The sequence below is a fragment of the Agrobacterium sp. 20P9.1.2 genome (assembly GCF_057799395.1).
Window position 1 is genome coordinate 128,826 of record NZ_JBYOKI010000009.1, and the last position, 25,997, is coordinate 154,822.

The window sequence follows — 25,997 nt, forward strand, 5'->3', positions numbered from 1 at the left end:
TGGCCGACCCAATCCTCTGCTTGCAAGCTTGGCCCTGAATTAACAGGCGTGCACCACGGACGCGTGGTGCTTGGTCGGGATCCTTTATCGTGGAGTAGAGCAGCCCGGTAGCTCGTCAGGCTCATAACCTGAAGGCCGTGAGTTCAAATCTCACCTCCGCAACCAATTAGCAGGACAGGCCGTGGACGCGTAAGCCCTGATAACCAAACCGCACAATGCGGCCTGCTTCCCAATCCCATGCGCGTTCTCCTCCGCTTGCATGGTGATCGTGCGGCCCGTTCCCTTAATTGGTTGAGCGGGCCGCTTTGAGTTTCACAGCCCCGCGTCTGTCCTGCGCAGATGCCAATGAATGACCGCTTGTGTTTCCCGATGGGAGCAGGCGCCATGGGTGGATTGGATAGCCCTTGGGCAAGGCACCGTCTTTAGGGCGTATCGCCTAACGGTAAGGCAACGGTCTCCAAAACCGTCGATGTTGGTTCAATTCCAGCTGCGCACCGCCATTCCTAATTTTGAGAAATAGGAAATAACAGCATGGACAACAAAGAGCGCGATGCTGAAGTGCTGGGCGCTGAACGTCATGCCTTTACGTTGATTGGTTGGGCCAAGCGATCCGCCGACAATGGATACACCGAGAAGGCCCTTCACCAAGCTCAGTCTGCATTGGCTATCGCCCAGGCTGTTGAACTGTTGAAGAGGCGGTAATGCCCAAACCCTACGGCCGCTCAGCCGAAGCCGCTCTCTACCGCCGCATGTACAAGACTGCCAGATGGCAGCGATTGCGTGAGGCCCAGCTTACTGCTGAGCCGCTGTGCCGTTTCTGCTTGGCCATTGAGGATGTGACCGAGGCAACGACGTGTGACCACATCAAGCCACACAGGGGCGACGAAGACTTGTTCTACGACCCAGACAATCTGCAATCGTTGTGCGCTCCATGCCACGACACGCTCAAGGCTCGCATCGAGCGAGGCCAGCAGGCTGTGGTCATCGGCGTTGATGGATATCCGGTGGAGGTTGGTTGACCCACCGGGGGTGGTCGCAAAGTCGACGATCGTCCCGGCCAGGGACCGTCGGGGGAATGCAACGTTAATCCAAACACAGTTTTTTTGCCTAGCGTGCGCGCAAGCGCGCGTGCGCGAGGGGATTCCGCATGTCTGATAAGAAAAGCCGCGTAGATAGCGTGGCTGAGGCCGTGAGGATTGCCTCTGCGGTCAATGAGGAAATCACCTTTCCCGAAAACGTCCCTCTCGAAGATGGCGACGTACCGTTTTTCAAGAACGTCATTGCGGAATACGCCCGCGCCGAATGGTCCGCACATCAGCTTGAGATAGCAGCGATGCTGGCTCGCACGATGGCAGACCTGGTGCGTGAGCAAGACCTTTTGCGCACCGAAGGTGCTGTCGCATACAGCGAGAAAGGCACGCCGCTGGCAAACCCGCGCAAATCCATCGTGCAGATGCACGCATCGTCCATCCTTTCCTTTCGCAGATCGCTGGCGCTTCACGCCAGAGCCATCCAAGGCGAGGCGAGGGACTCAGCCAAGCGACGCGACACCGCAAAAGAGATTGAGGCGGGCGCAAGCACGGACGATGACCTGCTAGCCTAATCGAGGTTGTAATGCTTTCAGAGGCCGTGGTCGGTGCCATCAAGTGCGGCCCGATTCCGGTTCTGCGCGACTGGCGCACGCTGCCGACGTCGGAATTAACGCGCGGCGAGAAGATGTGCCGCTTTATCGAAACCTACCTCGTCGTGCCGGAAGGTGCGCTGGTCGGCCAGCCGATCAAGCTGCTGGACTTCCAGGTGGCCTTCATCCTGTCGGTATACGACAACCCGAACGGCACGTCGCGCGCATACCTTTCGATCGCACGTAAGAATTCGAAGACGGCCACCATCGCCTGTCTTCTGCTTGGCCACGTAATTGGCCCAGAGGCGTTTCCCAACAGCCGCATCATGTCGGGCGCGAGATCCCGCGACCAGGCTGCGGAAGTCTTCAACTACGCCAGCAAAATGCTGATGATGTCGCCGCAGCTCAAAGGGCTGTATCGCATCGTCCCATCCGGCAAGATGATTGTCGGCCTGCGCAAGAACGTCGTCTATCGCGCCAGTTCGGCCGAAGCCAAGAGCGCGCACGGTGGTTCTCCACTTGTCGCCATCCTCGATGAGGTCGGCCAGATCAAAGGCCCGCACGACGATTTCGTTGAAGCTATTGTAACTTCGCAGGGCGCGTACGGCGACAAGGCGATGATCTTCGCCATATCGACGCAGGCAGCTACAGACGGCGACTTGTTCTCGCGATGGCTGGACGACGCCGAGACTTCGAAAGCGCCGCGCACGGTTTCGCATCTCTACACGGCGGATCCGGATTGCGATGTGCTGGACGAGGAAGCGTGGAAAGCTGCTAACCCGGCACTGGGAATATTCAAATCAGTTTCATCGGTTCGCGACGACGCCGAGCGCGCTTCACGTATGCCGACCGAAGAAGCCAGTTTTCGTTGGCTCCATCTGAATCAAAGGATTGACGCCAATGCACCGTTTGTGTCGCCGGCTATTTGGCGAGCGTGTAACGCTCGAGTTGTGGACTTTGATGGTCTTCCTGTCTTCGGTGGGCTCGACCTTTCTGAGGTGAGCGACTTGACTGCTCTGGTGCTGATGGCGCCGAAAGAGCAGGGCGGCAAGACCATCTGGCATGTGAAGCCAACGTTCTGGCTGCCAGGCGATGGCATTCGCGCAAAGGCAAAAGCCGACCGCGTGCCGTACGACATTTGGCACAAGGACGGACACCTTGAAGCCGCACCGGGCAAGACAGTCGACTACGAGTTCGTTGCGCATTACCTGCGCGAACAGTTCGAAGAGATGGACATCCGCAAGATCGCGTTCGACCGGTGGAACTTCCGACACTTGAAGCCGTGGCTGCAAAAGGCTGGCTTCACGGATGATCAGCTTGAAGGCGATGACGCGGTATTCCAGCCTTTCGGGCAGGGGTTCCAGTCGATGTCTCCCGCTCTCCGCGAGTTGGAAAGCACCATCCTCAACGGCAACCTCGCTCACGGCGACCATCCGGTCCTGACGATGTGCATGATGAATGCGACCGTCAAAGCAGACCCTTCAGGCAACAGAAAACTGGTGAAGCACAATCGCGAGCGTCGCATCGACGGCGCGGTGGCACTGACCATGGCGACTGCGATGGCTGGAACCTACGAAACCAGTGACGCCGGCGACATGGACGACTTCATCAACAACATGGTTATGGTGATCTAATGGGTCTCTTCGATAGATGGCGCGGAGTACCTATCAAGCTCACTGACGGTGAGTTTTGGCGCGGGTTCTTCGGCTTGGGCACGACCTCCGGCGAAAGCGTGACAATTGAAACGGCGCTCCAGCTTGATGCTGTGTGGGCGTGCGTCAATCTGATCCGGAATGCAGTGATCATGCTGCCGTGCAACGTCTACAAGGACGACGGCGTCACAATCGACAAGGCATCGCCGCTTTACGATCTACTGCACGACATGCCGAACATGGACGACACCGCCTCGGACTTCTGGGCCATGGTCGTTTTGTGCTTGTGCCTCGACGGCAATTTCTTCGCTGAGAAGAAGCTGAACGGCGGCAGGTTGGTGGCGCTCAATCCCCTGCCGCCTCTTGCTGTCAACGTCTGCCGCGATAGCCGCAATGCGCGGTACTACGAGGTTACTGAGAGGGGAAAAAAGCGTCGCATTCCTGAGGAGGAGATGTTTCACGTTCGCGGCCCTGTATTGCCAGGATGCGACCGAGGCATGTCTCCGATTGGAGTAGTCCGAAACACGGTCGGCAACGCTCTTGCGGGTGAAAAGACGGCTGGCAGCATGTTTGCGAACGGCTTTCAGCCAGCAGGCGTACTTACTTCAGATCAGGTACTGAAGCCTGAGCAGAGAGCCCAGCTGGGCGAAATGCTGAAGCAATTCTCCGGCTCCAATAAGCCTGGCAAAGTGGCGGTCTTAGAAGCTGGACTCAATTATCACCAGCTGACCATCAACCCAAAAGACGCACAGATGCTTGAGGTGCGCCAGTTCAGCGTCGAGCAGATTTGCCGCATCTTCGGTGTTCCACCGGTGATGATCGGCCATGCTTCGAACGGCACGACGACCTGGGGCAGCGGCATCGAGCAGCTGATCCTGCAGTTCATCAAGACTTGCCTTGGGCCTTTGGTCAAAAGCATTGAATCGGCCGTTTACCGCGACCTGCTCGACGAGAAAACGCGCAAGACAACCATCGTGAAATTCAACATGGAAGGTCTGCTTCGCGGCGATAGCACGGCGAGGGCAGAATTCCTGTCGAAGATGGTTACAAACGGCATCTACACGCCAAACGAAGCCCGTTCCTATGAGAACAAGGCTCCAGTCGATGGCGGCGAGAAGGCAATCGTCAACGGCACCATGACCCCTCTCGATAAGGTGGGGCAGGCCAACGATAACGCGCCACAAACGCCAGCAGCACGCGCTGCATAAGGGAAAATCATGAAATTTGAACACCTGATTTCGGCCTTTTTGGCCGAACCTTGGGCTATTCAGCGCGAAAAACTGGGCGTTTTGGCTGATGTTTTGGTCGCTCGAGCCGAAGGCGAAAAGCTGTTTTCGTCCGAGTACGCCGCCTCTATCGATGAGGCGCGAGCCAAGGAAATCGCAGAATCCAGCGGCAGTGTGGCCATTATCCCGGTTTACGGGGTCTTGGCCGACAAAATGGATCTTTTCTCCGCGATGAGCGGCGGCACCTCCTACGCTGGCATCAAGAGATCGCTGCACAAGGCGCTGTCCAACGCGGATATCAAGGCCGTCGTGCTCGACATCGATAGCCCCGGCGGCACGGTGCCAGGGACAGACGAGCTTGCAACAGAGATCCGCAAGCTGCGTGGTGGCGAAAAGCCAATAATTGCGCAAGTAAACAGTCTTGCGGCAAGCGCTGCTTATTGGATCGCGGCTTCGACAGACGAAATCGTCGTTACGCCATCCGGACGAGCCGGTTCAATCGGCGTCTACACCGCGCACGATGACCTGTCGGCTGCCCTTGAGCAGCGCGGCATCAAACGCACGTACATTTCTGCTGGCAAGCACAAGGTTGAAGGCAACGAGACCGAGCCCCTCGGCAAGGATACGCTGGCCCATGTGCAGGACGGTGTGAACCGCTCCTACAATCGCTTCGTCGCATCTGTTGCCGAAGGGCGAGGGGTGACGGTCAGCAAGGTCGAGGACGGCTACGGTCAGGGGCGCGTGTTCTACGCAGAAGCCCTCATGGACCGAGGCATGGTCGACCGTGTTGCCACACTTGATGAGACCTTGGCCCGCTACGGCGCGGACGCAGAGCCTGCGCCGGTAAAGCGCATCAAGGCTGCGAACGCCGCTAAGGCAGAGGCCGCACAAACGCTGGTCGCGAAGATGACGGCCGGCGAGCAAATCACAAAACGCGAGTTCGAAAACGGCATCAGGGGACTGATGGGGTTGTCGGGCTCTGAGGCAGAGCGGGCCGCTCGGCTCTACCTCAAAGATGGTCAGGGGGCTCCTGACGTCGAGACGGATGCTGCTGCTTTGGCAGCCATTAACCGGCTTATCGCCGAAGCAAAAACACCCCTCATTCTATAGGAGCCAACATGGCTGAACTTGCAGAAAAAATTGGCGAACTTGGTGCCTCCCTCGCGTCCATCAAGGAGCAGGTTGGCAATCTCGCCACCGACTTCACCTCGAAGCTTGCAGCAAACGGCGAAGTTTCGGCAGAGCTGAAGGAAAAGACCGACAAGGCACTTTCTGAACTCGGCGACGTCACGACCCGCCTTTCCGATATGGAGAAGCGCGCAGCTCGGCAGCGTGACGGTGGTGACCCGGATGAAAAATCGCTGGGTGATCTGGTTATCGAAAGTGCGGCTTACAAAGCCGGCAATATGTCTGGATCGAGCCGAGTTCCGATCAGCGTTAGCGCGGATCGTGCTGCGATTACATCTGGAAATACAACCGTCGGCACTGGTCGATCGCAGGGAACTTCATTGATCCCTGGTCAGCGTGTGGCTGGGATCTTTGGTCTTCCTGAGCGCCAGTTGACGATCCGTGACCTGATCCTCCCTGGTCAAACGTCTTCCAACAGTGTCGAGTATGTCAAGGAAACTGGCTACACGAACAACGCAGCGCCGGTGGCCGAAACGACTGCCAAGCCATATTCGGACTTGACCTTCGATATGACTTCCGCGCCTGTGCGCACGCTAGCCCATCTGTTCAAGGCCAGCCGTCAGATTATGGACGACGCGCCTGCGCTTCGTTCTTACATTGACGGTCGCGCTCGCTACGGTCTTCGCTTCGTCGAAGAAAATCAGCTCCTGAACGGTTCTGGCACTGGTCAGAACATTCACGGTCTGGTCCCTCAGGCTTCCGCATTTGCGCCTGCCTTTGCCGCCACCGACGAGACCAGTATCGACCGCCTCCGTCTAGCTGTCCTGCAGGTCGTTCTCGCTGAGTATCCTGCTACCGCGTTTGTTCTGAACCCTGTCGACTGGGCAAAGATCGAGCTGACAAAGGATGCCGGGGGCAACTACATCATCGGCAATCCGCAGGGCTCGCTAACACCGACGCTTTGGAATCTTCCGGTCGTTTCAACCCAGGCCATGGCCGCAGGCGAGTTCCTTACCGGTGCGTTCTCTTACGGCGCGCAGATCTTCGACCGCATGAATATCGAGGTCTTGATCTCCAGCGAGAACGATAAAGACTTTGAGAACAATATGTTGACCCTAAGATGTGAGGAAAGATTGGCGCTCGCGGTGTTCCGTCCCGAGTCCTTTGTGACCGGCGATGTTGAAGGCGCTTAATTGCGATGGGGGGGCCTCGGCTCCCCTATTTCTTAAGGAGACAACATGACTGATTTTCTTGAGGTGAAGGCCAAACGCACGTTTGCGGTCGGCAAAGAACTGAAAACAAAAAAGAGCGATCCGTTCAAGGTCGAGGCCGGTGAAGCGAAGCAGCTTGCTGCGAATGGTCTGGTCGACATCGTCGGCGAGGCCAAGGCTGAAACCTCTACTGAAGACGACTCCGTGGATGAAGCCGCTGACAAGCCAGTGATCTCCTCTGTTCGGTCGACGAAGAAGAAGGAGAAACCCGATGCTGACAACGAAGGTTCGTAAGCGCAGGGTTGCGGCCTATATCGGCGCCGGTGTCGTAAATGGCATCGGCGCTCCGGCGAATTCAGTCGCGCCTACCATCACAGGAACGGCGCGTGTCGGCCAGACACTGACATCGACGACCGGTACATGGTCTGGATCGCCGACTTACGCGCGGCAGTGGTTTGCTGCTGGCGTTGCGATTGCTGGTGCTACGTCAGCGACCTACGTTCCCGTTGCGGGCGATGTTGGCAAAGCCATTACGGTCCGGGTCACTGCCACAAATGACAAGGGCAGCGTGCCTGTCACGAGCGCGCCGACGGCCGCAGTTGTGGCGGCCTGACATGCCAATCGTCGATCTAGAAACGGTCAAAAACCACCTCCGCGTCTTCCATTCCGATGAAGATGCGGAGATTGGCATTTACCGTGACGCCGCCGAGAGCATTATCACCGAATATCTGGATCGCGAGGTTGTCGCCATCGGCGCAACGCCGACGGCAGATGACGGTATCGCAGCTACCGCATCCATTGTTTCGGCAATCCTGCTCGTGACTGGCGACCTTTATGAGGTTCGTGAACCTGATCCAAAGGCGACAGGCGACGCGGTTTTGCCGCGCGCTGTCCGCATGCTGCTGGCACCTTGGCGGATTTGGCGAACACCGGTGGACGATGATGTGGCTACGTTTCCTTGCACCTTTTGATTGGAAGCCGCACCCGGGCGCGACCATCGCCTATCCTGTCGGCCTCTACAACGTCACGCGCAAATGCGCAGCGGCTGCGATAGCGGCCAAAACTGCCGAACCCACCAAGGATAGACCGAATGCCAAAACGCAAAAGATCCGGAGCAGGATCGCTCAGTGAGCGCATCGGCTTTGAGGCTGAGGTCGAGGGCGATGATGGGTACGGTGGCGTTGTGGTAGGATTTGCTGAGCAGTTTTTCGAGGCTGCCAGACTTGAGCCCCGCGTGGGCTCGGAATCGGTCATAGCCAGCCGCCTGCAAGGTTTGCAGCCATTCACCATGACTGTTCGCAGCAACTCGCGCACGCGCTCCATCACGCCAGCATGGCGGGCGCGAAACAAGCGTACCGGCGTGCTCTACGCGATTAAGGCCGCGGTCAACATCGATGAGCGCAACGAGTGGATTGAACTGCTTGTGGTGCAGGGGGAGGCGTCGTGATCAAAGCCAAAGTTCTCGGCCGCGAAGCGCTCACGAAAAAGCTGAATGACATTGCGCCAAAGGCCAACCAATACGCGGCTGAGGCAAAACTTCAGATCGCCAATGAAGCTGCGGAAGCTATATCCGATCGGGCACCCATAGGCACCGGCACCTCAGCCGGCGATTATGCGGCATCCATTCAAGGCGCACGTATCTCGGACAGACCAAACGCCAAGGCGATGGTCGGTACGTCGGCAAGCAAAGACCCAGATGCCACCGGAATTTTCGCATCTTGGATTTGGCACTTTCTGGAGTTTGGTACTCGTCCGCATAACACCGCAAAAGGTGGTGGTACGGCTCTCGGTAAAAAGCAGACAAACGGTGCGCGGATGCACCCCGGCACGAAAGCTCAACCCCATATTTTCCCGACTTGGAGATCTCTTCGGGAAAGGGCAAAGAAACGTATCAACGATGCCGTTTGGCGCGGGGTGAGGGAGGCCATGAAAAAGTAATGGCTAGTCCTGATCTAGAATTGCAAGGCGCGATCGTCGCCAGATTGAAGAGTCGTGCTGCGCTTACCGCGCTAGTCGGCCAACGCGTTTACGACCGACCACCTACCAACGCGCCGTTCCCCTACGTGGAGTATGGCGAAAGCGACGTGAAACCGGTTGATGTCGGTTGCCTCACGTCAGACGCAGTCTACGTCACGATACACGTTTGGTCGCAATATTCCGGAGGCTTTAAAGAGCTGAAGGACATCATTTACGAGATCATCCAAGCGCTTGATAGGGCACCTTTGGTCTTGCCATCTCATCGTCTGATATCAATTTCTCGTTGGGATTCTCGCACGATGAAAGACCCCGATGACGTGACGACACATGGCGTCGTTGAATTCATCGCCCGCATCGAAACACCGGCCTGACGGCCACCCAATCCCCAAAATCATTGAGGTTCAATCATGGCCGACGGTCAGCAGATTGGTCGTACGCTACTCATCCAAATCGGTGATGGCGATACTCCAGAAGTATTTCTCAATCTCTGCGGTCTGACGACCCGCACATTCAATATGTCCGCGAATGAGGTCGACACGACCATTACGGATTGCGTCAATCCAGCAAACACACCACAAAAGACGGCAGAGCCGGGGATCAAGAATCGTACGTTTTCCGGTTCGGGAAAGTTCGTGAAGAGCACGTCGAACACAGCATTCATGACGCACGTTAACGACGCGACCAAGTTCAACGCGAAGGTCATCGTGCCAGGGCTTGGCACTTACACTGGTCCTTGGTTCGTCTCTGAATTCGAGTTCAGCGGCGAAATGGAAGGCAATATGGACTTCAGTGCCACGTTTGTCGCAGCTGGCATTCTGACTTTTGTTGCGGAGGCTTAATTGACCGCATCAGAGAAGCCATTTCCACTAGAGGTCAACGGCGCCCGCGGCGAGGTGGCCCTGTGGGTTAACAACGTCCCTCTGGTGATCGCGGCCGAGATGGGCGGTCTCGCTGCCGTCTCAACTCGGCTTTCATGCAAGAGCATGGCAGACCTGTTTCTTCGCCTATCCGGAGTCGAGCCCGCAGCAACAGTTGCTGCACTCGATCTGCTCGCGGTCAGGGGTGACAAGGGCAAGGCCATTGGTTTGCTTAAGCTGAAGCACTTCGGTGCTGTCGCAAAAGCAATTTCAGATGCCCTTTCTCATCATTTCGATGAGGACGAAGTGGGAAACGACGCAGCCGTGGAAAAGGCGGAGTAGAACAGCCATTTCCATGGCGTGACTGGCAGAAGGTTGCGTTTGGAGGTCTTGGGTGGATGCCCAAGACGTTCTGGGCTGCAACCCTGACTGAATTCATCCTGGCTGCCCACGGCTGGTCTGAGGCGAACGGAGCCAAGAAAGAGATCGAGCCTCCATCAGAAGGTGAGCTTGACGATCTTATCAAAAAATACGGCGGTTAGGCTGGTTTCAGCTTTACTGCGGTTCCGGTGGCGGCAACAAACAGTATGCCACCGGTGCCTCCCGTAGCCAGCTGGTTGTAGTCGAGATCAACGGCAATTACTGCATCAGCGCCCACCGCCTGCGCCTCTGAGCGAAGGCCATCCAAGCAAGCCAATCGAGCTTCCTTCAGGGAGGCCTGCGACGTAGCTGATCGACCACCCACGAAGTCGCGCCAGTTGTTTGCGATATCCTTGAAGACGTTCATCCCAAGCGCAGCTTCTGAAGCGACGATCGAAATGACGCTTTTGACTTCGCGGTTAGGGACGTCGATTGACGTGGTCATGATGATGGATTCCAGCACTTTGCTGGACATGGCCTTTGCGACCTCTTCTTCGCAATCGGTGCAGTAACCGTTTTTCCCACCAAGATAAAAATCGTCGTTGCAGCGCGAGCACTTCGGCATTCAAGAATCCTCCAAGCTCGCTACGGCGGGCTTTTCGACGTTAGGAAACCGACTTGGCCGGTAACAATAGCGATGACCTGATTATCTCAATCAGTACCGACCTCGCAACCGTAAAGCGTGCGCTGAACAGGTTGGTGTCCGATGTCGGGCAGGCTTCCAGCGGAATTGAAAAGCGATTTGCATCCGCTGGCAAGTCGATCAATTCATCCCTTACATCGTCGATGCAAGAGCGCATCAACAGCATGGTGGGCATAGGCACATCTGCCGCAAAGGAATGGAACGGAGCCCTCGCTGATCAGCAGAAAGAGCTTGATCGCCTCCGGTCCAAATACAGCCCTCTTTTTTCGACCATCACGAGCTACAAGAACGCAGTATCAGAGATCAGGCAAGCACACGCTGTCGGTGCCATTTCCGCCAATGAGATGACTGCCGCTATTCAGCGTGAAAGGCAGGCCGCACTAGCATCTACAGCGGCTATCAAAGGTCGGAACGCAGCAGCAGCTGCTGCAAAAACCCCAGGCGGCAACGGTTATACCGCCAACATCGCAGCGCAGTTCCAAGACATCGGCGTTACTGCCGCCATGGGGATGTCACCTATCCAGATCGCTCTCCAGCAAGGCACACAGTTGTCTGCTGTACTCCAACAGATCAAAGACTCTGGACAGGGCGTAGGGCAGGGTCTTGCCGCTGCATTTGCTTCAGTGATCTCACCGTTGTCTCTCGTGACCATTGGTGTGATTGCCGCTGGCACGGCTGCTTTCCAATACTTTTCGACGGTGATGAGTGAGGGTGACAAGTCTGCTGAGGTTCTCAAGGAGCAGGCTGCGCTTATTGCTTCTGTTGCTGAGCGATGGGGCGATGCGGTTCCCGCCCTCAGAGACTACGCAGATCAATTGAAGCGCGCTCAGGACAATTCCGACCTCACCAAGGGTGCAGATATCGTTAACGCCAATACGCTGGCTGACGTACGCAAAGAGGTGGAAGCCACAGAGACTGCTTTCTTTGATATGCAACTGAAGTTGCAAGATTTCGGACTTTCATACGACGTCATCAGAAACCTCCAGGATGCGTTCAAAGAATTTGCAGAGGCTGCTAAAACTGGAAAGTTAGAGACCGCTGAAGTAGAGCGCGTCCAAACAGCTTTGGCGTCGGCAATTAACACGACGGGTATGTCCGCAGTCAGTGATTTCGCCGCCAAGTTTGACGAGCTGGCTGCTGCTGCTCTTACTGCTGCTGTAAATGTTCAAAAAGTCAATGAAGTCACTTCTGTGGCCACATCTCGGATCAATGATCCAAAGACATGGCGGGGGGCAGGCCAGCAAGATACTCAGTTCGGTGCTGATGCAACGATTCAGGGAGACCGCTTTCCATTACCCTTTGATGGACCTTCGCCCGAGAGCCGTCCCTCTGATCTAGATAGCGCTAAAAACCGCGGCTTTGGCACGCCAAAAAAGGCGAAAACGCCAGCGAAAACTGCCTCCGACCGCTTCACTGAAGACCTTCAAGCCATCCGTGACAGAACGGAAGCTTTGCGTCAGGAAATGGACCTCATCGGACTTTCCAATGAGGAGCAGACCAAGCGTCGTGCTGCCCTTGACCTTGAGCAAAAGGCACTCTCCGACTTGCGTGAAGAGGCTCGCAAGAAAGGCGAAAAAGACCTTGAGAGCATCCAGTTGTCTCCCGAAAGGGTGGCTGCAATCGAGAAGGAAGCTGCCGCTTACGCCAAACAGTCAGAAGAGCTGAGGAAAGTCGCTGAAAATCAGCAGCAAGCCGAAAGCAGCGCTCGCGATTTCTACGACACAGCAAAATCTGGATTTGCCAACGTTGTCACCGGTGCCGAAAGCTTAGGTGAGGCATTGAAGGGGCTGGCAAACAAGTTTGCCGACCTGATGTTGAATAGCGCCTTTGATAATATTTTTGGCGGCAAGTCATCTACGGGCAGCAACGGCTGGATGACCGGATTCTTCAAGCTTCTTGGCTTTGCTGACGGCGGTTACACCGGCTCTGGCGGAAAAAACCAGCCTGCTGGTATCGTTCACAAAGGCGAGGTTGTCTGGTCTCAGCGCGACGTCGCGATGGCTGGTGGCGTTGGTGCTGTAGAGGCGATGCGCAAAGGCTACGCCAATGGTGGTGCAGTCGGGGTCTCGGTGCCGACGTTGCCGTCCATGAAGGCGCAGTCTCAACAGCCGGTTCAGGTGAGTTTTGCGCCGGTCTACAATGTCCAGGGAAGCGGACCGGAAATCGAGCAACTCAAAGCGCAGATGGCTAAAGACAGGGCTCAATTTCCTGGGATTGCTGTTAAGTCAGTTCGTGAAGCTGCGAGACGGTCATCTTCACTTTAATCAGTCAGCGCCCCAATCTAAATCTGATTTTTGATTCTCCATTGCCGCAGATTCCGCCATAAGGTCTGCGGCAGTCTTACCCTGCATGCGCTCAACGGATTTACTGATGGCGTCGGCGGCTTTTCTATAAACCAGCTCGTGAAGGTCGCCGATCGTAGCGTTTTCCGGAATAGAAACTCGAACACTGACAGTTACCACCTGAAAAACTTCTAGTTCCTCAACTTGATCTTCGATCCGGACGGTGACCTCGGCTTGCCAAAATCGTTGGTTCAAAGTGTCCATAGTTAGATTTTCAATGTGAAAATTTGCGAAGCCGGCGAGCATGTCTTTCCTCCTACTGGTTTGCGTGCGCAGACAATCAGAACTTCAATCAAGAGTCGAGTCCGCTCCACCCTCTGTGAGGCCCAATCCACATGGCAGAAACATTACCGGTCGGCCTGAGATATGGGCCGACCTATCCTAAAATCATGCGCTCAACCAGCGTGTCGAGATACGGCAAGCGCGCCATTTCCTTCATGGAAACCAGCGACCCGTTCTGGCAGGTGTCGATGCGAGTGGTGGCCTTGAGTAATGCCGAACGGCAGAAGCTCGAGGCGTTCATCTCGCGCTGCCGAGACGGCATGGTGACGGTGCTCTATACGCCAAAACACGTCTGCTTGCCGCAAGCCTATTGGGGCAACCCAACTGCGCCAGCCATTCTCGATACTGGCGTGCTGGCGTCGATTAGCGGAAACCAGCTGACCGTCAATAGTGTCACCAACGGTCTGAAGCTGATGGAGGGCGACCTCATTGGTTTTAGCCAAGGTGACTACAACACCATCGTTCGCGTGGTGCAGGACACCACGGCAGCCGGCGGAGCGATAACTATCAAGGCAGAGCCGTTCTTGCCGTCTTACATCACCACCGGTGCGACTGTCGTCTTCAAGAACCCAGTCATGAACATGCGCCTGGTGCCGGACAGCTACGACTGCCCTGATGACTTCCGTCCAACGGCGACCTTCACGCTGATCGAGGTGCCACGTTAATGGCTTTCCCAACACGACTGCAACAGCTACTCAACGAGGGCAGGGCTAAGATCGGGTCTGGCGTCAAGTTCGAGTTTGGCACCGGCACATATGGGTTCTTCTCTGGCAAAGGCACACTCGATTACAACGGCCTGACCTACAAGGGCAACTCGATCATCGAGATTGATGAGCCCGCGTTTGCGCTCGGAACCACTGCCAATCCGGTGACGATGCGTCTGCCGGCGCGATCTGACTTCGGCCTGACGCCAGACAAACTGCTTCTGATCGAAGAGGAAGAATACAAGGGCCGCCCGGTCACGCTGTACGACTTCTATTTCGATCCTGACAACAACGCTTTCCTGCACGCGGAGCCGACGTTCTATGGCTACGTCGATACCATTGATCACCGCGAAGAGAACGGTGAAGCGTGGCTTGAAGCCAACATCGAAACCGAAGCAATCGACAATTTCCGCGAAGGCTACCGATACGCCAGCCACGAAGACCAGCAACTGGTCTCGGCAGGCGACATGTTCTTCGAACACGCTGCGAGGCTGAAAAATGAGTTCTTCAATTTCGAGTTCAGCCAGAAGTGATGGCTGGGATCGCGCCTTGGAAGATGTTGCCTCCGCTCAGGTTTCTGTCCTGCCGGAGTGGGGAACGTCCGACTGCATGATGTCGGCCTGCGAGGCGATCAAAGCCGTTGTCGGCGTCGATCCGTTGGGAGAGTTTCGCGGTCGATACAAGACCGAGGCAGGTGCTGCCAAGAAGATGCGCGGCCTTGGCTGCAACCACGTCAAAGACCTGTTCGAAGTCCACATCAAGCTTGAGCCTGTCAATCGCTTCGCAGCGCGAAGGGGTGATGTCGGTGTGATCGTCATCAATGGCGAGTTCGTCGCCGGTTTCGTTTGCAGCCTCGGCTTCGCAATCAAGCAGCCGCAAGGCACGATCTTTCTGCCGGTCTCCGAGATCGACCAAGCTTACAAGGTAGGCGCATAGCCCCATGCCATTTCTCGCACCGCTTTTCACCGGGATCGGCTCAGCCATCACGGCAATTTCTGCATGGGCTGCTGCAAGCCCAATTCTGGCTGGAATCGCGCAGACGGCGTTTGGGATCGCAGCCTCTTATGGCCTGAACAGAATATTTGGGAGTAAGCCAGCTAGCACCTCTTCGCAGGTCGAGACTGAATACGGCACGAACAATCCGCGCACCGTCATCCTCGGCACCTGCGGTCTGGCTGGACGCCATGTCTATCGTGGCAACTATGGTTCAGGCGGTCGCGAGTTCATGGATGTTTATGAGCTTGCCAGCTTCCGGATCACAGCGGTTCCTCGGGTCAAATATAACGGCAAATGGCGCACGATTGGTGGCGGCAATCCTCTGCCTGGCGTTTGGTACGACGTCCCGAACGAAGGAACGAGCGGCGACAATCACGATAATGTGCGCGTCAAGTTCTACTATGGCTCGATGACGCAGCAGGCTGATCCGTCTTTGATTGCGACATCGCGCCCGGCTGGCCGTTGGACCTCTGCCCATCGCGGCGCTGGCGTGGCTTATGCCATCGTCTATTCTCAGCTTCATAAGAAAGGGCAGGGCCTTACATCGCCGGCTCAGCTAATCTTCGAAGTCAAGGGCGCTCCGCTCTACGACTGGCGCAAGGATAGCACGATCGGCGGTTCCGGCGCGCATCGCTGGAATGACCAGAGCACATGGGAATACAGCGACAACACCTTCGTGCAGGCCTATAATCTTGAGCGCGGTTTCTTCAACGGCACGCAGAAGATGGTCGGCAAGGGCGTCAGTTTCTCTCGCCTTCCTTTGTCAGAATGGACGCAGGCTGCGAATATCGCTGATGAGATCGTGGACGGTTATTACCGCTACCGCTCGCACATGATCGCCAAGGACGGCCCTGGCGGGAACCATGATGCAAACCTTCAGCCTTTGCTCGAAGCCGCCTGCGCATCTTGGGTAGAGCGAGTGGATGGCGAATTCCCGATTGCAGGCGCTCCGCAGGCTATCGTCGCAACGATCACCGACGACGATATCAAGAAAGGTGCTCCAAAGCGGTTTACTGCGAAGCGTAAGCGCACAGAACTGATCAACACTGTTGCGGCTTCGTATGTCTCGCCAGACGACTTCTACGAGACCAAGGACGCTGCAACACGCATCGACCAATCTGCCCTTGCCGAAGACCGTGAAACGCTCGCCAGCACCATTCCTTACGGCGCTGTGACATACGTCAGACAGGTGGATCGTCTCGCGGATATCGCTATTCGCGGCGCTCGTTTTCAGGCATCGGCAGAGATTACTATTCATCCGCGCTTCTTGGATGTCGTGAAGGAAGGCCGGTGGATCACCTGGGCAAGCGCCAAGCATGGCACGCGCACGTATCAGGTTCTGACGCGCACGCTCGGACCGCACAACAGCGACGGCGTCCGCGACATCACGGTCGCGCTGCAGGAAATCAGCAATGGCGTCTTCGATCCCACCGCATATGCCACCAACCCGCCCGTGATCATCGTTGTGCCGCCGCCTGACTATCTGGCCGCGGTGCAGAATTTCCTTGCCACGCCAAACGTGGTTGAGGCCGAGGGTGGCGGATTATTGCCCGGTGTTCGGCTGTCGTGGGATGCTATCGAAGACATCAGCGTGTCTGGCGTTCTGGTCGAATACTGGCCGGTTTCCAACCCGACGCAGGTGTTCACCAAGCTTGTGTCATCAGACATCAGCGTCGTGCAGATTGTAGAGGGCTTGACCAGCGAAACAGATTGGCAAGTACGCACCACGCTTATCGTGGACAATGGCAGGTCGGTTGCGCCGTCTGGCGTTACGAACTTCCGCACACTGGCTGCTGGTGGCGATTTCATCGCTGATCTGGAGCATTTGGGAAAGGATACCAAGGCTGTATTCACGCAGCTAGGTCAAGAGTTGAGCGATCTATGGCAGCGCCTGGAAGAAGCCACCACGGCTTTCTCTCTCGATGGTGCAGTTGGTCAAATCGACCGCCAGCGCATCAAGGCGGAGATTGGTCAGGCACGCGCAGAGATCGTCAAGGAAATGCGTGTTCGCACGACGGAGACGGAAGCGCTTGCCGAAGCTCTGCTGGGCGTGTCATCCGACGTGAATGGCAACTTCGCTGATGGATTGGTTTCGTTCAAGGCTGTCTCTGCGCCAGCCGGCGTGGATGTCCGTTTTGCAGTGATGCTGAAAACAGGCGTCAATGATACGTTCAAGTCGAGCGGTTTCTATATCCAGATCAGGACTGTGAACGGCGTCCAGCGTTCGGAGATGGCGATCAACGTTGACCAGTTCGTTGTCACGGATGATGTGAACGCCTTCGCTCTGCTTGCCATCGAAGATGGAATTGTGAAGATCGTCAACGCCATGATCGAGCAGGCCCAGATTGAGAACCTCTTCGTCAAGGGGGAGCAGATCGAGCCGGGGGCGGTTAGCATCGCGAAAAGCACATCAATTCCCAGCAATGGTGGCGGTGGTTACATCTTCGATTTCACCATAAATCACGGACTTAACCTCCAAGGCACGCACCATGAAATGAGGGTCGAGTTTAGAGGCACAGCCACGGTGGATGGATCCCAAGCCTCGACTGGGCAAGTCTCCGTAACTGACTTGGCGACTGGAGATGTAATTGTTTCTGATGCGCGTGGGGCAAGAGGCCCAAACCACCCTTCGGGAGCTCTAACTGCTGTTTGGAGCATCTTCTCATATTTCCAGATACCCGCAGGAAACAGACAGTCAACAACGGTTAGATTTAGATACGTTGGCAGCCTTAGCTTTAGCGTATTTCAAGCCGGATTTATGATCTTCAAAAACGTGCCAGACGACACGTAAGGAAACCGCACATGACCACACCTTACACGGCGGGGCAAATTAGCCTCGTCAACGGCGAAGCTTTGGTGACGGGCATCGGCACTGGCTGGGCAACATCGCTTATTATCGGCGGCACGATCTACGTCGAGGCTGACGGCGGCAACGCACTGCCTATTTTGCCTGACGATAGCGATTCGACGAATGAACACCCGATCACGGACACGAAGCTTACCGCCGCCATCGTCTGGACCGGACCAACCGGCACTTACGACTACGCGTTGGTTCGCGATACTGCTTATGGCCAGCAGACCGTCGCTAATGCGCAGGCGCTTGCCGAGTACATTCAACGTCTGAACAGCACGACGCTCTCTGCGGTCGCGGGCGTGAACGCGATTGCCGACACGCTACTGCTTTTCACTGGCCCCGACACAGCAACGACGATACCTCTGGCTGGCCTCATCAACGGTGCTGACTACGATGTGCAGGTCAACAATCTTGCGGGTAGGGCGGTCTACGACAACTCTGCCGCAAACTTCCGGGTGCTGGTGTCTGACATTGGCGATGGGCGATCCGCCATCTACAGCAAGAATACGAATGCTGCGGGTGACTGGTCTGCGGCAGCCGTTCTCACAGGCAGGGATGGCGATACCGGCCCTGCTGGCCCTGCCGGTGCGACTGGACCATCGGGGGCGACTGGCCCCGCTGGCGCAACTGGTCCCGCTGGTCCAACCGGCAATGCTGGCCCATACACCACGATTAATCCGGGCGCGGTCACTACTCTCGCACCGGGATCGCAAGCGACGGCGTCTTTCGCGCCGGTCTCTTCTGGGGTCGTGCAACTGAACCTCGGTATTCCAGCTGGTCAAAACGGAACGGGCTCCGGCACGGTTACAAGCGTTGGTCTTACCGTCCCGACCGGGCTTCAGGTCAGTGTCTCAAGCATTACGACAACAGGCACATTTGCCGTCACTTATCAGAGCGGCTATCAAGGCTACACGACCGCCGAAGCGAATAAGCTTGCGGGTATCGCCGCAGGCGCGCAGGTCAACCAGACTGTTGGCACGACTTCCGGAACAGTCGCGGCAGGTGATGACAGCAGGTTCAACAATAACGGCAAGATGAATGTTGAGGATCAGGTTCTCACCGGTGGCGCTCGCGTCACGTCGAAAGACCTCGGTACGATCTCGACCGGAACACTGACGCTCGATACTGGCGACCGGCCACTGCAACACTACACCAACAATGGCGCACACACGCTGGCACCCGGAACGAACACAGGTTCGTTCATGCTGGACATTACCAACGGCGCATCAGCAGGCGCGATCACGGTCACTGGCTGGACGAAAGCCACCGGTGACGCTTTCACCACCACAAGCGGCAACAAGTTCCGTCTTCATTGCTCTGTTGGCAATGGGGGCTCGCTTCTCATCGTACAGGCGTTGCAATAATGGTCGCTTTCTTTTGTCCGCCGCCGTTTATGAAGCCGCAATCGCAAGCGGCTAGCATTCAGTATCTAGCCAACGCCGCTAACCCTGCGAACTCATCGAGCTACACTTTTGCCGGCATCGATATCGGAATAGCTTCCGACGACAGATATATCTTGGTTGGCGTGTCTGGCCAGACCACAGACACCAACCCTGTAACAGTTACCGCTGGCGGCGTCTCTGCCACGCAACTGGTCGCAGGCGTCGGCACCAATCAACGCGCGCTTTTATTCATTGCCAAAGTGCCGTCGGGTTCCACGGCAGACGTAGTGGTGAATTGGGTCGGCTCAACATCGCAACGTTGCGCTATTGGCGTGTGGCGGGTGACTGGAATTCAGAGCATCACTCCTATAGCGACAGGAACCTCGCAGGTTCGGCCTATGACCACTACGCTTCAAACTATGGCTGGGGGTGTAGTGATTGGATTCTCTGTCTTCTGGGCTTCCTCTAACAGTGTGTGGACGGGAGTGAATGAGGACTTCGATGTCGGCTTCTCAGATTCTGTAGTGTTCAACAATTCAGGTGGATCTCTGCAGGTAGCTTCCACCGGCAACATTACAGTCACAAACACACCGGCAAGCGCCGGTTCCGCTTACTCGATGGTCGCGGTCTCCTTGAGGTAAAATCATGCTCGCACTTATCAAAGATAACGCGGTGCTGAACCGCGTGGATATACTCGGCCAGTTTGCAGAAGGCGGGTGGGTCGATCTTCCAGACGGCTCACGCGTCTCGCCAGCGCAGGACGGCTGGGCGTTGCGCGGCTATGAGTTGCATACCATCCAGCCCGCCGATGCCGTGCCAAGCGGCTACCGCGTCGTTTCGTCTTCTGTGCAGATCGTCAATGGTTTGCCGAAATGGGTGGATATGGTTGAGGCGGTTCCAGTTACCATCGACGACTACAAGGGTGCTTTCGACAATCACCTCGACAGAGTGGCTCAGTCTAAGGGTTACGATAACCGACTGACGATAGCCACTTACACAGGCAGCACCAACCCAGTCTGGGCTAGTGAGGCTGCCGCCTTCATCGTCTGGCGAGATGCGGCGCTAGGTTCAATGTTCGCCCAGCTCGCCGCCGTCGAGGCCGGTGGCGATGCGCCGACAGTGGAAGAGTTCCTGGCGGCGTTGCCGAAAATCACTTGGTCATAAATTAAGCCCGCCGTTGTCAGTTAGACGGCGGGCTTGCCATTTAACTTAATTAAATTTTCTAACCCAAGGGTCGTTTTTTCGATCCCCGCGCTTTATCTGCAAACCTTTGCCATCTTGTTTGCCGCTGTTGTGATGGTAACGATCTGGGTTTCGAAATTCTCGCTCACGGTAATGTCGGCGGCCATGGTCCCGATAATAGCCATCGTCGCTATACCGGTAATAGCTGTGGCCCCACTCTTGCGCAGAGGCAGTGCGCTCCACGCCTGCGCTCAGAATGCCGACGGACAAGACGCAGATAGCTGCTGTTAGAATCTTCATAGTTTATCTCCTGCTTCGGCAGTGAAACGCGCCGTAAAGCGCGCGGTTCCACCATCGCACAGTGGTTCCGCGGCCCTGAACCTGGGCTGAACATCAAGGAAAACCAATGCCAATCACCAAAATCTCCACACAGGGGAGGGCTTTCGTGCGCCTGCATGAGGGTAATCCACTAACCTGTTATCTCGACCCCGTCGGCATTCCTACGATCGGTACGGGCTTCACAATGGGCAGCGATTCCGTCCGACGCGAACTGGCCAAGATAGGCATCACGAAACTGGTGCCAGGTAAGACCAAGATCACGGCCGCGCAGAGCGACGTCATTCTCGATGCTGTCCTCGGTACTGAATATGTGCCTGCCGTCGTTGCCAGCTCTCCGACTGACCGCAAGCAGCACGAGCTTGATGCGGCATCGTCCGTGACGTTCAATCTTGGCGTTGGCGCAATGAAGTGGACGTGGGCCGACCTTTGGCGCGCAGGCAAGATCAAAGCCGCCGCTACCTACCTCGCAAGCAATTACAATACTGCCAAGGGCAAGAAGCTGCCGGGGCTAGTGCGTCGCCGCAAAGAAGAGGCGCTTCTGTTCGAAATGGGCATTTATACTGGCGTCGTCGGCGTGACCAAAGAAGCGACAGCCGAACCGCCGGTGCTGCCGGATCCGGTCGTCAAGGAAGCGCAGGAACTGCTCACGACCGCTGGTCTAAATCCCGGCGCGATTGACGGTTGGATGGGCGCCAAGACCAAGGCGGCTGTGATTGCCTATCAGAAGGCTCACCCGCACCTTATTGCTGACGGCATCATCGGCCCTGCCACCATTGCACAGCTTCGCCGTGACGCTGGTGCGGCCAAGGACGTAGTCACTAAGGGCGCAAGCTCTGCGGCTGGCTCTGGACTGCTTGCCTTCACTGCGGGCCTTCCATGGGGCTGGATTGCCGCAGGCGTGCTTATCGCAGTCGTCGGCTACGTTGCCTACCGCAACCGCGACGTCGTTATTCGTCGCTGGAATAGCTGGCGCGGCAAGGAGGTTAAGGTTTGATCATCCTCGCCAAACTCAAGGGCTACCTAGCCACCATCGGTACAGCGCTCGCGATTCTCGCGGGCGTCTTTCTTTACGGCCAGCGGGCAGGGCGCACCGCGGCGAAGGATGCACAGGCCGCAGCGAATGCAAAGGCCATCAAGCGGGCTGGGGAAGTCGAAAATGAAGTTAAAAATCTGGATGACGCTGGCGTTGATGACGCTCTTGGCAAGTGGATGCGCGACAAGCGGTAGCTACTGCGACATCGCAAAAGCTGTGCGGCCATCTGTTGAGGACAGCCTTTCCATCGAAACCAAACGCCAGATATTGGCCGAGAACGAAAAGCTGCAAAAGCTTTGCGGGGTGAAGCCTTGACCGGCCCAGAAATCATGGCAGTCGCGCTGTTCTTCATCGCGCTGTTCGGCTTCTTCTTCGGTCTCTGGAAGTATGTGGATGCGAAGATCAGTTCGGCTAGGGCAGATGCAACCGGCACGGCTTCGGCGGCCCACGCTCTTGCCGCTCTTGCGCGCGACGAACTCGCATCGCACCGCCTGCATGTCGCCGAGACATACATCACAAAGGCCGGTATGCGCGAGACGACAGAGCAGATCATGGATGCCATCAGCGGCGTAAAAGCTGCCGTCGATCACATGACCGTCCGCGTTGATCGTATCGTTGAAAACCAGGCATCCAAGCCGAGGCCGACTAGATCGTCCTGACGAAACCCCGCTTGCCGAAAGGTAGGCGGGAATTTTTTTGTTTGTGCAGCGGGAGGATGCAATCCCGCCTCTCCAGCCCGAAGACTGGAGAGGATGACTGGGATCAACAGCGAAAGCCTTTCGGCTGTGGATCTTCGCTTGTAATCGAGGACAGTGTGCCGAAATTGTGTCCGATTGTCTATATGAATTCTTGCAAGCTTAAATAACAAAAAACCCGGCACAAGCCGGGTTTCTCGCTACTAACCGAGGTTAGAAATATTAGAACGTGCGCTGAAGGCGAACGAAGCCAGTGACCTGGTCGTCAGCGTTGTCGGCGTCGATGTAGTTAACAGTCATCTTGGTGGTCAGGCCGTCTGTGATTTTGTAATCAACAGTTACGCCAGCCTTCCAAGCGTCGTCGTTAGACCAGTCGCCAGCACGAATGCCGTCGAACGCATCGCCGGTACCGTTCAGATCAGCTACCGAAGCTACGCTTGCGATGTTGCTGTAGTACTGTGCGCCGGGGGTGATCGTCAGACGCTCGGTTGCCTTGATTGCGTATTCAGCAGCAACAACCCATTCAGCCTGTGCGTAGTAAGCGTTTGGACCAGAAGCCCATACACCTGCGAGGCCGAGCGTGCCAGGACCAATTTCGGCAGTGCCGATCAGACGAACAGCGCCTTCTTCCTGGTCAACGTCATAGCCGCCGATCAGAGCAAGCGTTGCGCCGCCGAGCTTCGTACCTACGCCAGCAGAGATACCAACATTGTTGTCAGCTTCTGTCGTGCCTGTTGGGAATACGCCGAGAACTGGAGTTCCGCCAACGGCTACAAAATCAGCGCCTGTGCCTTCGAGTTCGTCAACCGAAACGCCAGCCCAGAAAGAGCCTGCATCGTAGGTGTAACGAATGGAGTTGAACAGGGTTTCGTTGCTGAGGTCGTCAGTTTCGCCAGAGAGACCATCGTCCCACCAGTTGTAGAACTTACCGACCTTCAGGCCGCCGAGTTCGATGAACGCCTGCTGAATGTTCAAGCGGGAATCAGCGCCAGCGCCAGTGTCGGCATCGCCACGGAATTCGATGAAGCCGCGCAGAGCGCCGAGTTCGGTGTCTGTACGTGTGTCAATGTTGAACTGAGCGCGTGTGAACGAATCCCAGTCAGAAGTGCCGGACTGATCGCGACCGAAGTTGGTCTGGAAACGAACGTAACCAGAGAACTTCAGGCAGGTTTCAGTGCCAGGAATGTAGAAGAAGCCTGTGCCGAAAGCATCGCAAACGCGAACGTATTCGAGGGGCTCAGGTTCTGCAGCGACGATAGCGTCAGCGGCCTGTGCGCCGGTTACTGCTGCCAGAGCGGCAGCGGAGCCGATCAAAAGGCTCTTGATGTTCATAATGACCTCCAGTCATGTTTCGTTACAAAAGCGGAACAATCTTTGGAGATGCCCCCCGCTTCGGATTTGGAATAGACAGAAAGTCCGCCGGATTCGCAATCTGCTTTCGCCGTATTTCGCTGTGTGTGACGCAACGCGGCCTACATCGTGTTGCAATTTGAGCACAATTTAGTTTGGGACACTTATCGATTGATTGATTTTGTTAAGGTTTTGTAAACCGATTGGCTGTGGACAACAAGGTTAACTGGGACTGCCTGCGGCACCGATAAGGAACATTGCTGCGTCAAATCGGTTCGAGTTGTGCGGAGGTTATAGCAATGAAGATGGTCACAATCATTATGGTAAGTCTTGCGATCGCGGTTTTTAGCTTTGCTGTGGTGAATACCTACGTGCTGTGAAAGCGCTTAAGAGCGCGATCATGTCGGGTCCGGAGTTGCGATCACTTCACACAAATCGCACGACTGATTTGAGTGGGATGGTCTCCACGATAGTGCCGTCGTGCCTCGCTATCTCAAAGTAGCTTCCGTTGACGACTTCACCATTTATGATTTTTTCCGCCAACATTTCACGAGCTGCTTGAACCGCTTCGACATGCGCTCTCTCATCATCTGAGAATTCGGCGCCGTGTGAATCCTCGGTGTAACCGTCCGTATCATAGACGTGGAAAAAGTACTTCGGCATGCTGTTACCATCAGGTCGGCTTCTGCTCTCAGGTCCGAACGAGAGCTTCTCTAAAATGGTTCCGAAAAAGTCTAGTTTTCACATCACAAACGCGGTTTAGGCCAGCACCCGCCCATTGGTCTCAACGCCTCTGATGCAAGTAAGGTCTGTCCACTGGCTGACATCTAAGTGACTGACAATTCGGCATGTTGACTTGGGATTTGCTTTGCGATTGAAGATCATTCTTATGATCGCTGTTACCAACCATTCAATCTCGCCGCTGACAATCGATTGGGGTACGTTCGAAACCTTATCGACAGTAGCTGGTTTGGCGCGATGTTTACTCGACTACTGGCCTGCCGACTGCACCGCCGACGCTTACGTCACAGCCCTTATGGTGTGTGATGCTGTCATAAATGGCAGCGATGAGGATACACCAGCCGACGCTCGTGCGGCATTTGTGGATGCGGCTCATGAAGCGGGACTATCGGTTGTCCCTGATGACGATTGCACCTAGCCAGTAAGTGAATATAAAAAAAGCCCGGCAAAACCGGGCTCTATTCGTCTGTACTCTTTTTAGAACTTTACACCAAGGCCGATGCGAAGTGCGTGCTGGTCAAGGTCGGAATTAAACCCTGCTCCGCCAAGTGCATTAGGGAAACTAAAGTCTTTGTCGCCGAAGTTGGTGTACCTGTATTCTACGCGCCCAAATATCATATCGGTAAATGCATAGTCGACGCCTGCGCCAACAGTATAACCGTTGAAGGTCTGATTATCCTCGCCAGCCGTGCCTCGATCAGCGTCTAGTCGAGCAACCGCCCAGCCTGCTGTGCCGTATATCAACGCGCGTTCGAATGCGTAACCTGCACGTCCGCGAACCGATCCCTGCCAATCCAACCCGTAGCTTGTGCTGTTGTTAAGTGAACCGTCGGCCCAGTTTCGCTCAAAGTCAGCTTCGATGCCCGCTACCCAGTTGTTCGAGAACTGATAGTTGTAGCCAACAAACCCGCCCAATAACGCGCCGTCAAAGTCAGCATCTGCTTCCGGGATAACGATAATACCCGCAAAATTTATGCCCTGGTTATTCCAGTTGTAGCCACCTTGCACACCTGCGGTGAACCCAGTCCATGAGAACTGCGGTGTTTCCTGTAATGCATCTGCGGCTATTGCTGTCGAAGCAACCAGAGCAAACGCGAAAGCAGTAATGATCTTCTTCATAAATTTCCCCCAAAGTATCTCTTGACACATTACATTAGTAATCAAAAGATACTGTAGCACTCTGGTCACAACGCCCATTTTTATGGTGGAGTATCGTGTATTCCTCAGCGATTATTTGGTTTATAAGGGTAATGCTCCCAACACCACCACTGCACTGGCTCCGCCCTATTGCGGGCGAAACCAAACCCACCCCACTTCTTGCATTCCGATATGCAGCAGTAGTGATTCTCGTGGACGCCGTCG

33 protein-coding genes, 2 tRNA genes and 1 pseudogene are annotated in these 25,997 nt (G+C 55.9%); 30 read left to right on the forward strand and 6 right to left on the reverse strand.

All coding sequences use genetic code 11. The annotated features are described in order from the left end of the window. Window positions 1-88 precede the first annotated feature (88 nt). The 18 genes and pseudogenes from AC27VJ_RS21005 to AC27VJ_RS21090 all read left to right on the forward strand — a co-directional run. Window positions 89-165: transfer RNA gene (locus AC27VJ_RS21005), tRNA-Met, on the forward strand. Between the two features lie 260 nt (window positions 166-425). Then, a tRNA-Trp gene (locus tag AC27VJ_RS21010) sits at window positions 426-500 on the forward strand. 31 nt (window positions 501-531) lie between these two features. Beyond that, on the forward strand, window positions 532-702 hold the full coding sequence (locus AC27VJ_RS21015; RefSeq protein WP_488685646.1) for a hypothetical protein: 171 nt from the start codon (window positions 532-534) through the stop codon (window positions 700-702). After that, on the forward strand, window positions 702-1,019 hold the full coding sequence (locus AC27VJ_RS21020) for an HNH endonuclease (RefSeq protein ID WP_488685647.1): 318 nt from the start codon (window positions 702-704) through the stop codon (window positions 1,017-1,019). The genes AC27VJ_RS21015 and AC27VJ_RS21020 overlap by 1 nt, the downstream gene beginning before the upstream one ends. Window positions 1,020-1,147: 128 nt before the next feature. Then, window positions 1,148-1,603, forward strand: coding sequence for a terminase small subunit (locus tag AC27VJ_RS21025; RefSeq protein WP_488685648.1), 456 nt, complete (start codon window positions 1,148-1,150; stop codon window positions 1,601-1,603). 11 nt (window positions 1,604-1,614) lie between these two features. After that, entirely contained in the window at window positions 1,615-3,255 is a 1,641-nt protein-coding gene (locus AC27VJ_RS21030; protein WP_488685649.1) for a terminase large subunit, read from the forward strand. A 98-nt stretch (window positions 3,256-3,353) separates the two neighbouring features. Next, window positions 3,354-4,481, forward strand: a complete 1,128-nt coding sequence (locus tag AC27VJ_RS21035) for a phage portal protein (protein WP_488685650.1) — start codon at window positions 3,354-3,356, stop codon at window positions 4,479-4,481. 9 nt (window positions 4,482-4,490) lie between these two features. Beyond that, window positions 4,491-5,609: a S49 family peptidase gene (locus tag AC27VJ_RS21040; RefSeq protein WP_488685651.1), complete on the forward strand. Its 1,119-nt coding sequence runs from the start codon at window positions 4,491-4,493 to the stop codon at window positions 5,607-5,609. A gap of 8 nt (window positions 5,610-5,617) precedes the next feature. Beyond that, window positions 5,618-6,820, forward strand: a complete 1,203-nt coding sequence (locus AC27VJ_RS21045) for a phage major capsid protein (RefSeq protein WP_488685652.1) — start codon at window positions 5,618-5,620, stop codon at window positions 6,818-6,820. Window positions 6,821-6,865: 45 nt separating this feature from the next. After that, window positions 6,866-7,132, forward strand: a complete 267-nt coding sequence (locus AC27VJ_RS21050) for a hypothetical protein (RefSeq protein ID WP_488685653.1) — start codon at window positions 6,866-6,868, stop codon at window positions 7,130-7,132. Then, on the forward strand, window positions 7,110-7,451 hold the full coding sequence (locus tag AC27VJ_RS21055; RefSeq protein ID WP_488685654.1) for a hypothetical protein: 342 nt from the start codon (window positions 7,110-7,112) through the stop codon (window positions 7,449-7,451). The genes AC27VJ_RS21050 and AC27VJ_RS21055 overlap by 23 nt, the downstream gene beginning before the upstream one ends. 1 nt (window position 7,452) lies before the next feature. Then, window positions 7,453-7,809, forward strand: coding sequence for a head-tail connector protein (locus tag AC27VJ_RS21060; protein ID WP_488685655.1), 357 nt, complete (start codon window positions 7,453-7,455; stop codon window positions 7,807-7,809). A 119-nt stretch (window positions 7,810-7,928) separates the two neighbouring features. Continuing rightward, entirely contained in the window at window positions 7,929-8,285 is a 357-nt protein-coding gene (locus tag AC27VJ_RS21065) for a head-tail adaptor protein (RefSeq protein WP_488685656.1), read from the forward strand. Further along, window positions 8,282-8,776, forward strand: coding sequence for an HK97 gp10 family phage protein (locus tag AC27VJ_RS21070; RefSeq protein ID WP_488685657.1), 495 nt, complete (start codon window positions 8,282-8,284; stop codon window positions 8,774-8,776). The genes AC27VJ_RS21065 and AC27VJ_RS21070 overlap by 4 nt, the downstream gene beginning before the upstream one ends. After that, window positions 8,776-9,186, forward strand: coding sequence for a DUF3168 domain-containing protein (locus tag AC27VJ_RS21075; protein WP_488685658.1), 411 nt, complete (start codon window positions 8,776-8,778; stop codon window positions 9,184-9,186). Before AC27VJ_RS21070 ends, AC27VJ_RS21075 begins: the two co-directional genes overlap by 1 nt. Window positions 9,187-9,222: 36 nt before the next feature. Then, window positions 9,223-9,654 carry a phage tail tube protein gene (locus AC27VJ_RS21080; RefSeq protein ID WP_488685659.1) on the forward strand — a complete coding sequence of 144 codons (432 nt, stop codon included), beginning with the start codon at window positions 9,223-9,225 and terminating at the stop codon, window positions 9,652-9,654. Continuing rightward, a complete protein-coding gene (locus AC27VJ_RS21085) occupies window positions 9,655-10,014 on the forward strand; it encodes a hypothetical protein (protein ID WP_488685660.1) in 360 nt (119 codons plus the stop codon). Between the two features lie 20 nt (window positions 10,015-10,034). Next, window positions 10,035-10,214, forward strand: a pseudogene (locus AC27VJ_RS21090) (phage tail assembly chaperone); the annotation flags it as partial. Here the strand turns inward: AC27VJ_RS21090 and AC27VJ_RS21095 are convergent. Then, a complete protein-coding gene (locus tag AC27VJ_RS21095; protein ID WP_488685661.1) occupies window positions 10,211-10,657 on the reverse strand; it encodes a YbjQ family protein in 447 nt (148 codons plus the stop codon). The pseudogene AC27VJ_RS21090 and the gene AC27VJ_RS21095 sit on opposite strands and share 4 nt — an antisense overlap. 53 nt (window positions 10,658-10,710) lie before the next feature. On the opposite strand from AC27VJ_RS21095, the gene AC27VJ_RS21100 reads away from it, so the two are divergent. Further along, entirely contained in the window at window positions 10,711-12,999 is a 2,289-nt protein-coding gene (locus AC27VJ_RS21100) for a phage tail length tape measure family protein (protein ID WP_488685662.1), read from the forward strand. Here AC27VJ_RS21100 and AC27VJ_RS21105 read toward each other — a convergent pair whose 3' ends face one another. Further along, window positions 13,000-13,323, reverse strand: coding sequence for a hypothetical protein (locus AC27VJ_RS21105; protein ID WP_488685663.1), 324 nt, complete (start codon window positions 13,321-13,323; stop codon window positions 13,000-13,002). 89 nt (window positions 13,324-13,412) lie between these two features. Between AC27VJ_RS21105 and AC27VJ_RS21110 the strand changes: the two genes are divergently transcribed. From AC27VJ_RS21110 to AC27VJ_RS21140, 7 genes are read left to right on the forward strand one after another with little or no spacing between them, the layout of a single operon-like run. Beyond that, window positions 13,413-14,024 carry a hypothetical protein gene (locus AC27VJ_RS21110; protein ID WP_488685664.1) on the forward strand — a complete coding sequence of 204 codons (612 nt, stop codon included), beginning with the start codon at window positions 13,413-13,415 and terminating at the stop codon, window positions 14,022-14,024. After that, the gene (locus tag AC27VJ_RS21115; protein ID WP_488685665.1) at window positions 14,024-14,596 is read left to right on the forward strand and encodes a hypothetical protein; all 573 of its coding nucleotides are present in this window, start codon (window positions 14,024-14,026) and stop codon (window positions 14,594-14,596) included. The genes AC27VJ_RS21110 and AC27VJ_RS21115 overlap by 1 nt, the downstream gene beginning before the upstream one ends. Further along, the gene (locus tag AC27VJ_RS21120; RefSeq protein WP_488685666.1) at window positions 14,562-14,999 is read left to right on the forward strand and encodes a DUF6950 family protein; all 438 of its coding nucleotides are present in this window, start codon (window positions 14,562-14,564) and stop codon (window positions 14,997-14,999) included. The genes AC27VJ_RS21115 and AC27VJ_RS21120 overlap by 35 nt, the downstream gene beginning before the upstream one ends. 4 nt (window positions 15,000-15,003) lie before the next feature. Then, window positions 15,004-17,850, forward strand: a complete 2,847-nt coding sequence (locus tag AC27VJ_RS21125) for a hypothetical protein (RefSeq protein ID WP_488685667.1) — start codon at window positions 15,004-15,006, stop codon at window positions 17,848-17,850. Between the two features lie 11 nt (window positions 17,851-17,861). Then, on the forward strand, window positions 17,862-19,277 hold the full coding sequence (locus tag AC27VJ_RS21130; RefSeq protein ID WP_488685668.1) for a collagen-like triple helix repeat-containing protein: 1,416 nt from the start codon (window positions 17,862-17,864) through the stop codon (window positions 19,275-19,277). Continuing rightward, window positions 19,277-19,936, forward strand: a complete 660-nt coding sequence (locus AC27VJ_RS21135; protein WP_488685669.1) for a hypothetical protein — start codon at window positions 19,277-19,279, stop codon at window positions 19,934-19,936. Before AC27VJ_RS21130 ends, AC27VJ_RS21135 begins: the two co-directional genes overlap by 1 nt. Window positions 19,937-19,940: 4 nt before the next feature. Beyond that, on the forward strand, window positions 19,941-20,459 hold the full coding sequence (locus tag AC27VJ_RS21140; protein ID WP_488685670.1) for a hypothetical protein: 519 nt from the start codon (window positions 19,941-19,943) through the stop codon (window positions 20,457-20,459). A 45-nt stretch (window positions 20,460-20,504) separates the two neighbouring features. On the opposite strand, the gene AC27VJ_RS21145 is transcribed toward AC27VJ_RS21140, so the two are convergent. Continuing rightward, window positions 20,505-20,777 carry a hypothetical protein gene (locus AC27VJ_RS21145; RefSeq protein WP_488685671.1) on the reverse strand — a complete coding sequence of 91 codons (273 nt, stop codon included), beginning with the start codon at window positions 20,775-20,777 and terminating at the stop codon, window positions 20,505-20,507. Window positions 20,778-20,883: 106 nt separating this feature from the next. On the opposite strand from AC27VJ_RS21145, the gene AC27VJ_RS21150 reads away from it, so the two are divergent. The 3 genes from AC27VJ_RS21150 to AC27VJ_RS21160 all read left to right on the forward strand — a co-directional run bounded on the left by AC27VJ_RS21150 (window position 20,884) and on the right by AC27VJ_RS21160 (window position 22,508). Then, the gene (locus tag AC27VJ_RS21150; RefSeq protein WP_488685672.1) at window positions 20,884-21,810 is read left to right on the forward strand and encodes a glycoside hydrolase family protein; all 927 of its coding nucleotides are present in this window, start codon (window positions 20,884-20,886) and stop codon (window positions 21,808-21,810) included. Then, entirely contained in the window at window positions 21,807-22,043 is a 237-nt protein-coding gene (locus AC27VJ_RS21155) for a hypothetical protein (RefSeq protein WP_488685673.1), read from the forward strand. Before AC27VJ_RS21150 ends, AC27VJ_RS21155 begins: the two co-directional genes overlap by 4 nt. Window positions 22,044-22,160: 117 nt before the next feature. After that, window positions 22,161-22,508: a hypothetical protein gene (locus AC27VJ_RS21160; RefSeq protein ID WP_103586883.1), complete on the forward strand. Its 348-nt coding sequence runs from the start codon at window positions 22,161-22,163 to the stop codon at window positions 22,506-22,508. A gap of 258 nt (window positions 22,509-22,766) precedes the next feature. Here the strand turns inward: AC27VJ_RS21160 and AC27VJ_RS21165 are convergent, their stop codons facing one another. Together AC27VJ_RS21165 and AC27VJ_RS21170 are read right to left on the reverse strand one after the other, a co-directional pair. After that, window positions 22,767-23,876 carry a porin gene (locus AC27VJ_RS21165; protein WP_488685674.1) on the reverse strand — a complete coding sequence of 370 codons (1,110 nt, stop codon included), beginning with the start codon at window positions 23,874-23,876 and terminating at the stop codon, window positions 22,767-22,769. A 444-nt stretch (window positions 23,877-24,320) separates the two neighbouring features. Next, the gene (locus tag AC27VJ_RS21170) at window positions 24,321-24,557 is read right to left on the reverse strand and encodes a DUF6894 family protein (protein WP_113089666.1); all 237 of its coding nucleotides are present in this window, start codon (window positions 24,555-24,557) and stop codon (window positions 24,321-24,323) included. 211 nt (window positions 24,558-24,768) lie between these two features. Between AC27VJ_RS21170 and AC27VJ_RS21175 the strand changes: the two genes are divergently transcribed. Further along, on the forward strand, window positions 24,769-25,053 hold the full coding sequence (locus tag AC27VJ_RS21175; RefSeq protein WP_488685675.1) for a DUF982 domain-containing protein: 285 nt from the start codon (window positions 24,769-24,771) through the stop codon (window positions 25,051-25,053). Window positions 25,054-25,112: 59 nt separating this feature from the next. Here AC27VJ_RS21175 and AC27VJ_RS21180 read toward each other — a convergent pair whose 3' ends face one another. Then, window positions 25,113-25,754 (reverse strand): outer membrane protein, encoded by a 642-nt coding sequence (locus AC27VJ_RS21180; RefSeq protein ID WP_488685676.1) that lies wholly within the window; start codon window positions 25,752-25,754, stop codon window positions 25,113-25,115. Window positions 25,755-25,997 lie beyond the last annotated feature (243 nt).

Excerpts from the sequence above, each read along its gene's own strand:
- AC27VJ_RS21015 (WP_488685646.1), top strand. The coding sequence starts at position 532 with ATGGACAACAAAGAGCGCGATGCTGAAGTGCTGGGCGCTGAACGTCAT.
- AC27VJ_RS21020 (WP_488685647.1), top strand. The coding sequence starts at position 702 with ATGCCCAAACCCTACGGCCGCTCAGCCGAAGCCGCTCTCTACCGCCGC.
- AC27VJ_RS21025 (WP_488685648.1), top strand. The coding sequence starts at position 1,148 with ATGTCTGATAAGAAAAGCCGCGTAGATAGCGTGGCTGAGGCCGTGAGG.
- AC27VJ_RS21030 (WP_488685649.1), top strand. The coding sequence starts at position 1,615 with ATGCTTTCAGAGGCCGTGGTCGGTGCCATCAAGTGCGGCCCGATTCCG.
- AC27VJ_RS21040 (WP_488685651.1), top strand. The coding sequence starts at position 4,491 with ATGAAATTTGAACACCTGATTTCGGCCTTTTTGGCCGAACCTTGGGCT.
- AC27VJ_RS21045 (WP_488685652.1), top strand. The coding sequence starts at position 5,618 with ATGGCTGAACTTGCAGAAAAAATTGGCGAACTTGGTGCCTCCCTCGCG.
- AC27VJ_RS21050 (WP_488685653.1), top strand. The coding sequence starts at position 6,866 with ATGACTGATTTTCTTGAGGTGAAGGCCAAACGCACGTTTGCGGTCGGC.
- AC27VJ_RS21055 (WP_488685654.1), top strand. The coding sequence starts at position 7,110 with ATGCTGACAACGAAGGTTCGTAAGCGCAGGGTTGCGGCCTATATCGGC.
- AC27VJ_RS21060 (WP_488685655.1), top strand. The coding sequence starts at position 7,453 with ATGCCAATCGTCGATCTAGAAACGGTCAAAAACCACCTCCGCGTCTTC.
- AC27VJ_RS21065 (WP_488685656.1), top strand. The coding sequence starts at position 7,929 with ATGCCAAAACGCAAAAGATCCGGAGCAGGATCGCTCAGTGAGCGCATC.
- AC27VJ_RS21075 (WP_488685658.1), top strand. The coding sequence starts at position 8,776 with ATGGCTAGTCCTGATCTAGAATTGCAAGGCGCGATCGTCGCCAGATTG.
- AC27VJ_RS21080 (WP_488685659.1), top strand. The coding sequence starts at position 9,223 with ATGGCCGACGGTCAGCAGATTGGTCGTACGCTACTCATCCAAATCGGT.
- AC27VJ_RS21095 (WP_488685661.1), bottom strand. The coding sequence starts at position 10,657 with ATGCCGAAGTGCTCGCGCTGCAACGACGATTTTTATCTTGGTGGGAAA.
- AC27VJ_RS21105 (WP_488685663.1), bottom strand. The coding sequence starts at position 13,323 with ATGCTCGCCGGCTTCGCAAATTTTCACATTGAAAATCTAACTATGGAC.
- AC27VJ_RS21110 (WP_488685664.1), top strand. The coding sequence starts at position 13,413 with ATGGCAGAAACATTACCGGTCGGCCTGAGATATGGGCCGACCTATCCT.
- AC27VJ_RS21115 (WP_488685665.1), top strand. The coding sequence starts at position 14,024 with ATGGCTTTCCCAACACGACTGCAACAGCTACTCAACGAGGGCAGGGCT.
- AC27VJ_RS21120 (WP_488685666.1), top strand. The coding sequence starts at position 14,562 with ATGAGTTCTTCAATTTCGAGTTCAGCCAGAAGTGATGGCTGGGATCGC.
- AC27VJ_RS21125 (WP_488685667.1), top strand. The coding sequence starts at position 15,004 with ATGCCATTTCTCGCACCGCTTTTCACCGGGATCGGCTCAGCCATCACG.
- AC27VJ_RS21130 (WP_488685668.1), top strand. The coding sequence starts at position 17,862 with ATGACCACACCTTACACGGCGGGGCAAATTAGCCTCGTCAACGGCGAA.
- AC27VJ_RS21135 (WP_488685669.1), top strand. The coding sequence starts at position 19,277 with ATGGTCGCTTTCTTTTGTCCGCCGCCGTTTATGAAGCCGCAATCGCAA.
- AC27VJ_RS21140 (WP_488685670.1), top strand. The coding sequence starts at position 19,941 with ATGCTCGCACTTATCAAAGATAACGCGGTGCTGAACCGCGTGGATATA.
- AC27VJ_RS21145 (WP_488685671.1), bottom strand. The coding sequence starts at position 20,777 with ATGAAGATTCTAACAGCAGCTATCTGCGTCTTGTCCGTCGGCATTCTG.
- AC27VJ_RS21150 (WP_488685672.1), top strand. The coding sequence starts at position 20,884 with ATGCCAATCACCAAAATCTCCACACAGGGGAGGGCTTTCGTGCGCCTG.
- AC27VJ_RS21165 (WP_488685674.1), bottom strand. The coding sequence starts at position 23,876 with ATGAACATCAAGAGCCTTTTGATCGGCTCCGCTGCCGCTCTGGCAGCA.
- AC27VJ_RS21170 (WP_113089666.1), bottom strand. The coding sequence starts at position 24,557 with ATGCCGAAGTACTTTTTCCACGTCTATGATACGGACGGTTACACCGAG.
- AC27VJ_RS21180 (WP_488685676.1), bottom strand. The coding sequence starts at position 25,754 with ATGAAGAAGATCATTACTGCTTTCGCGTTTGCTCTGGTTGCTTCGACA.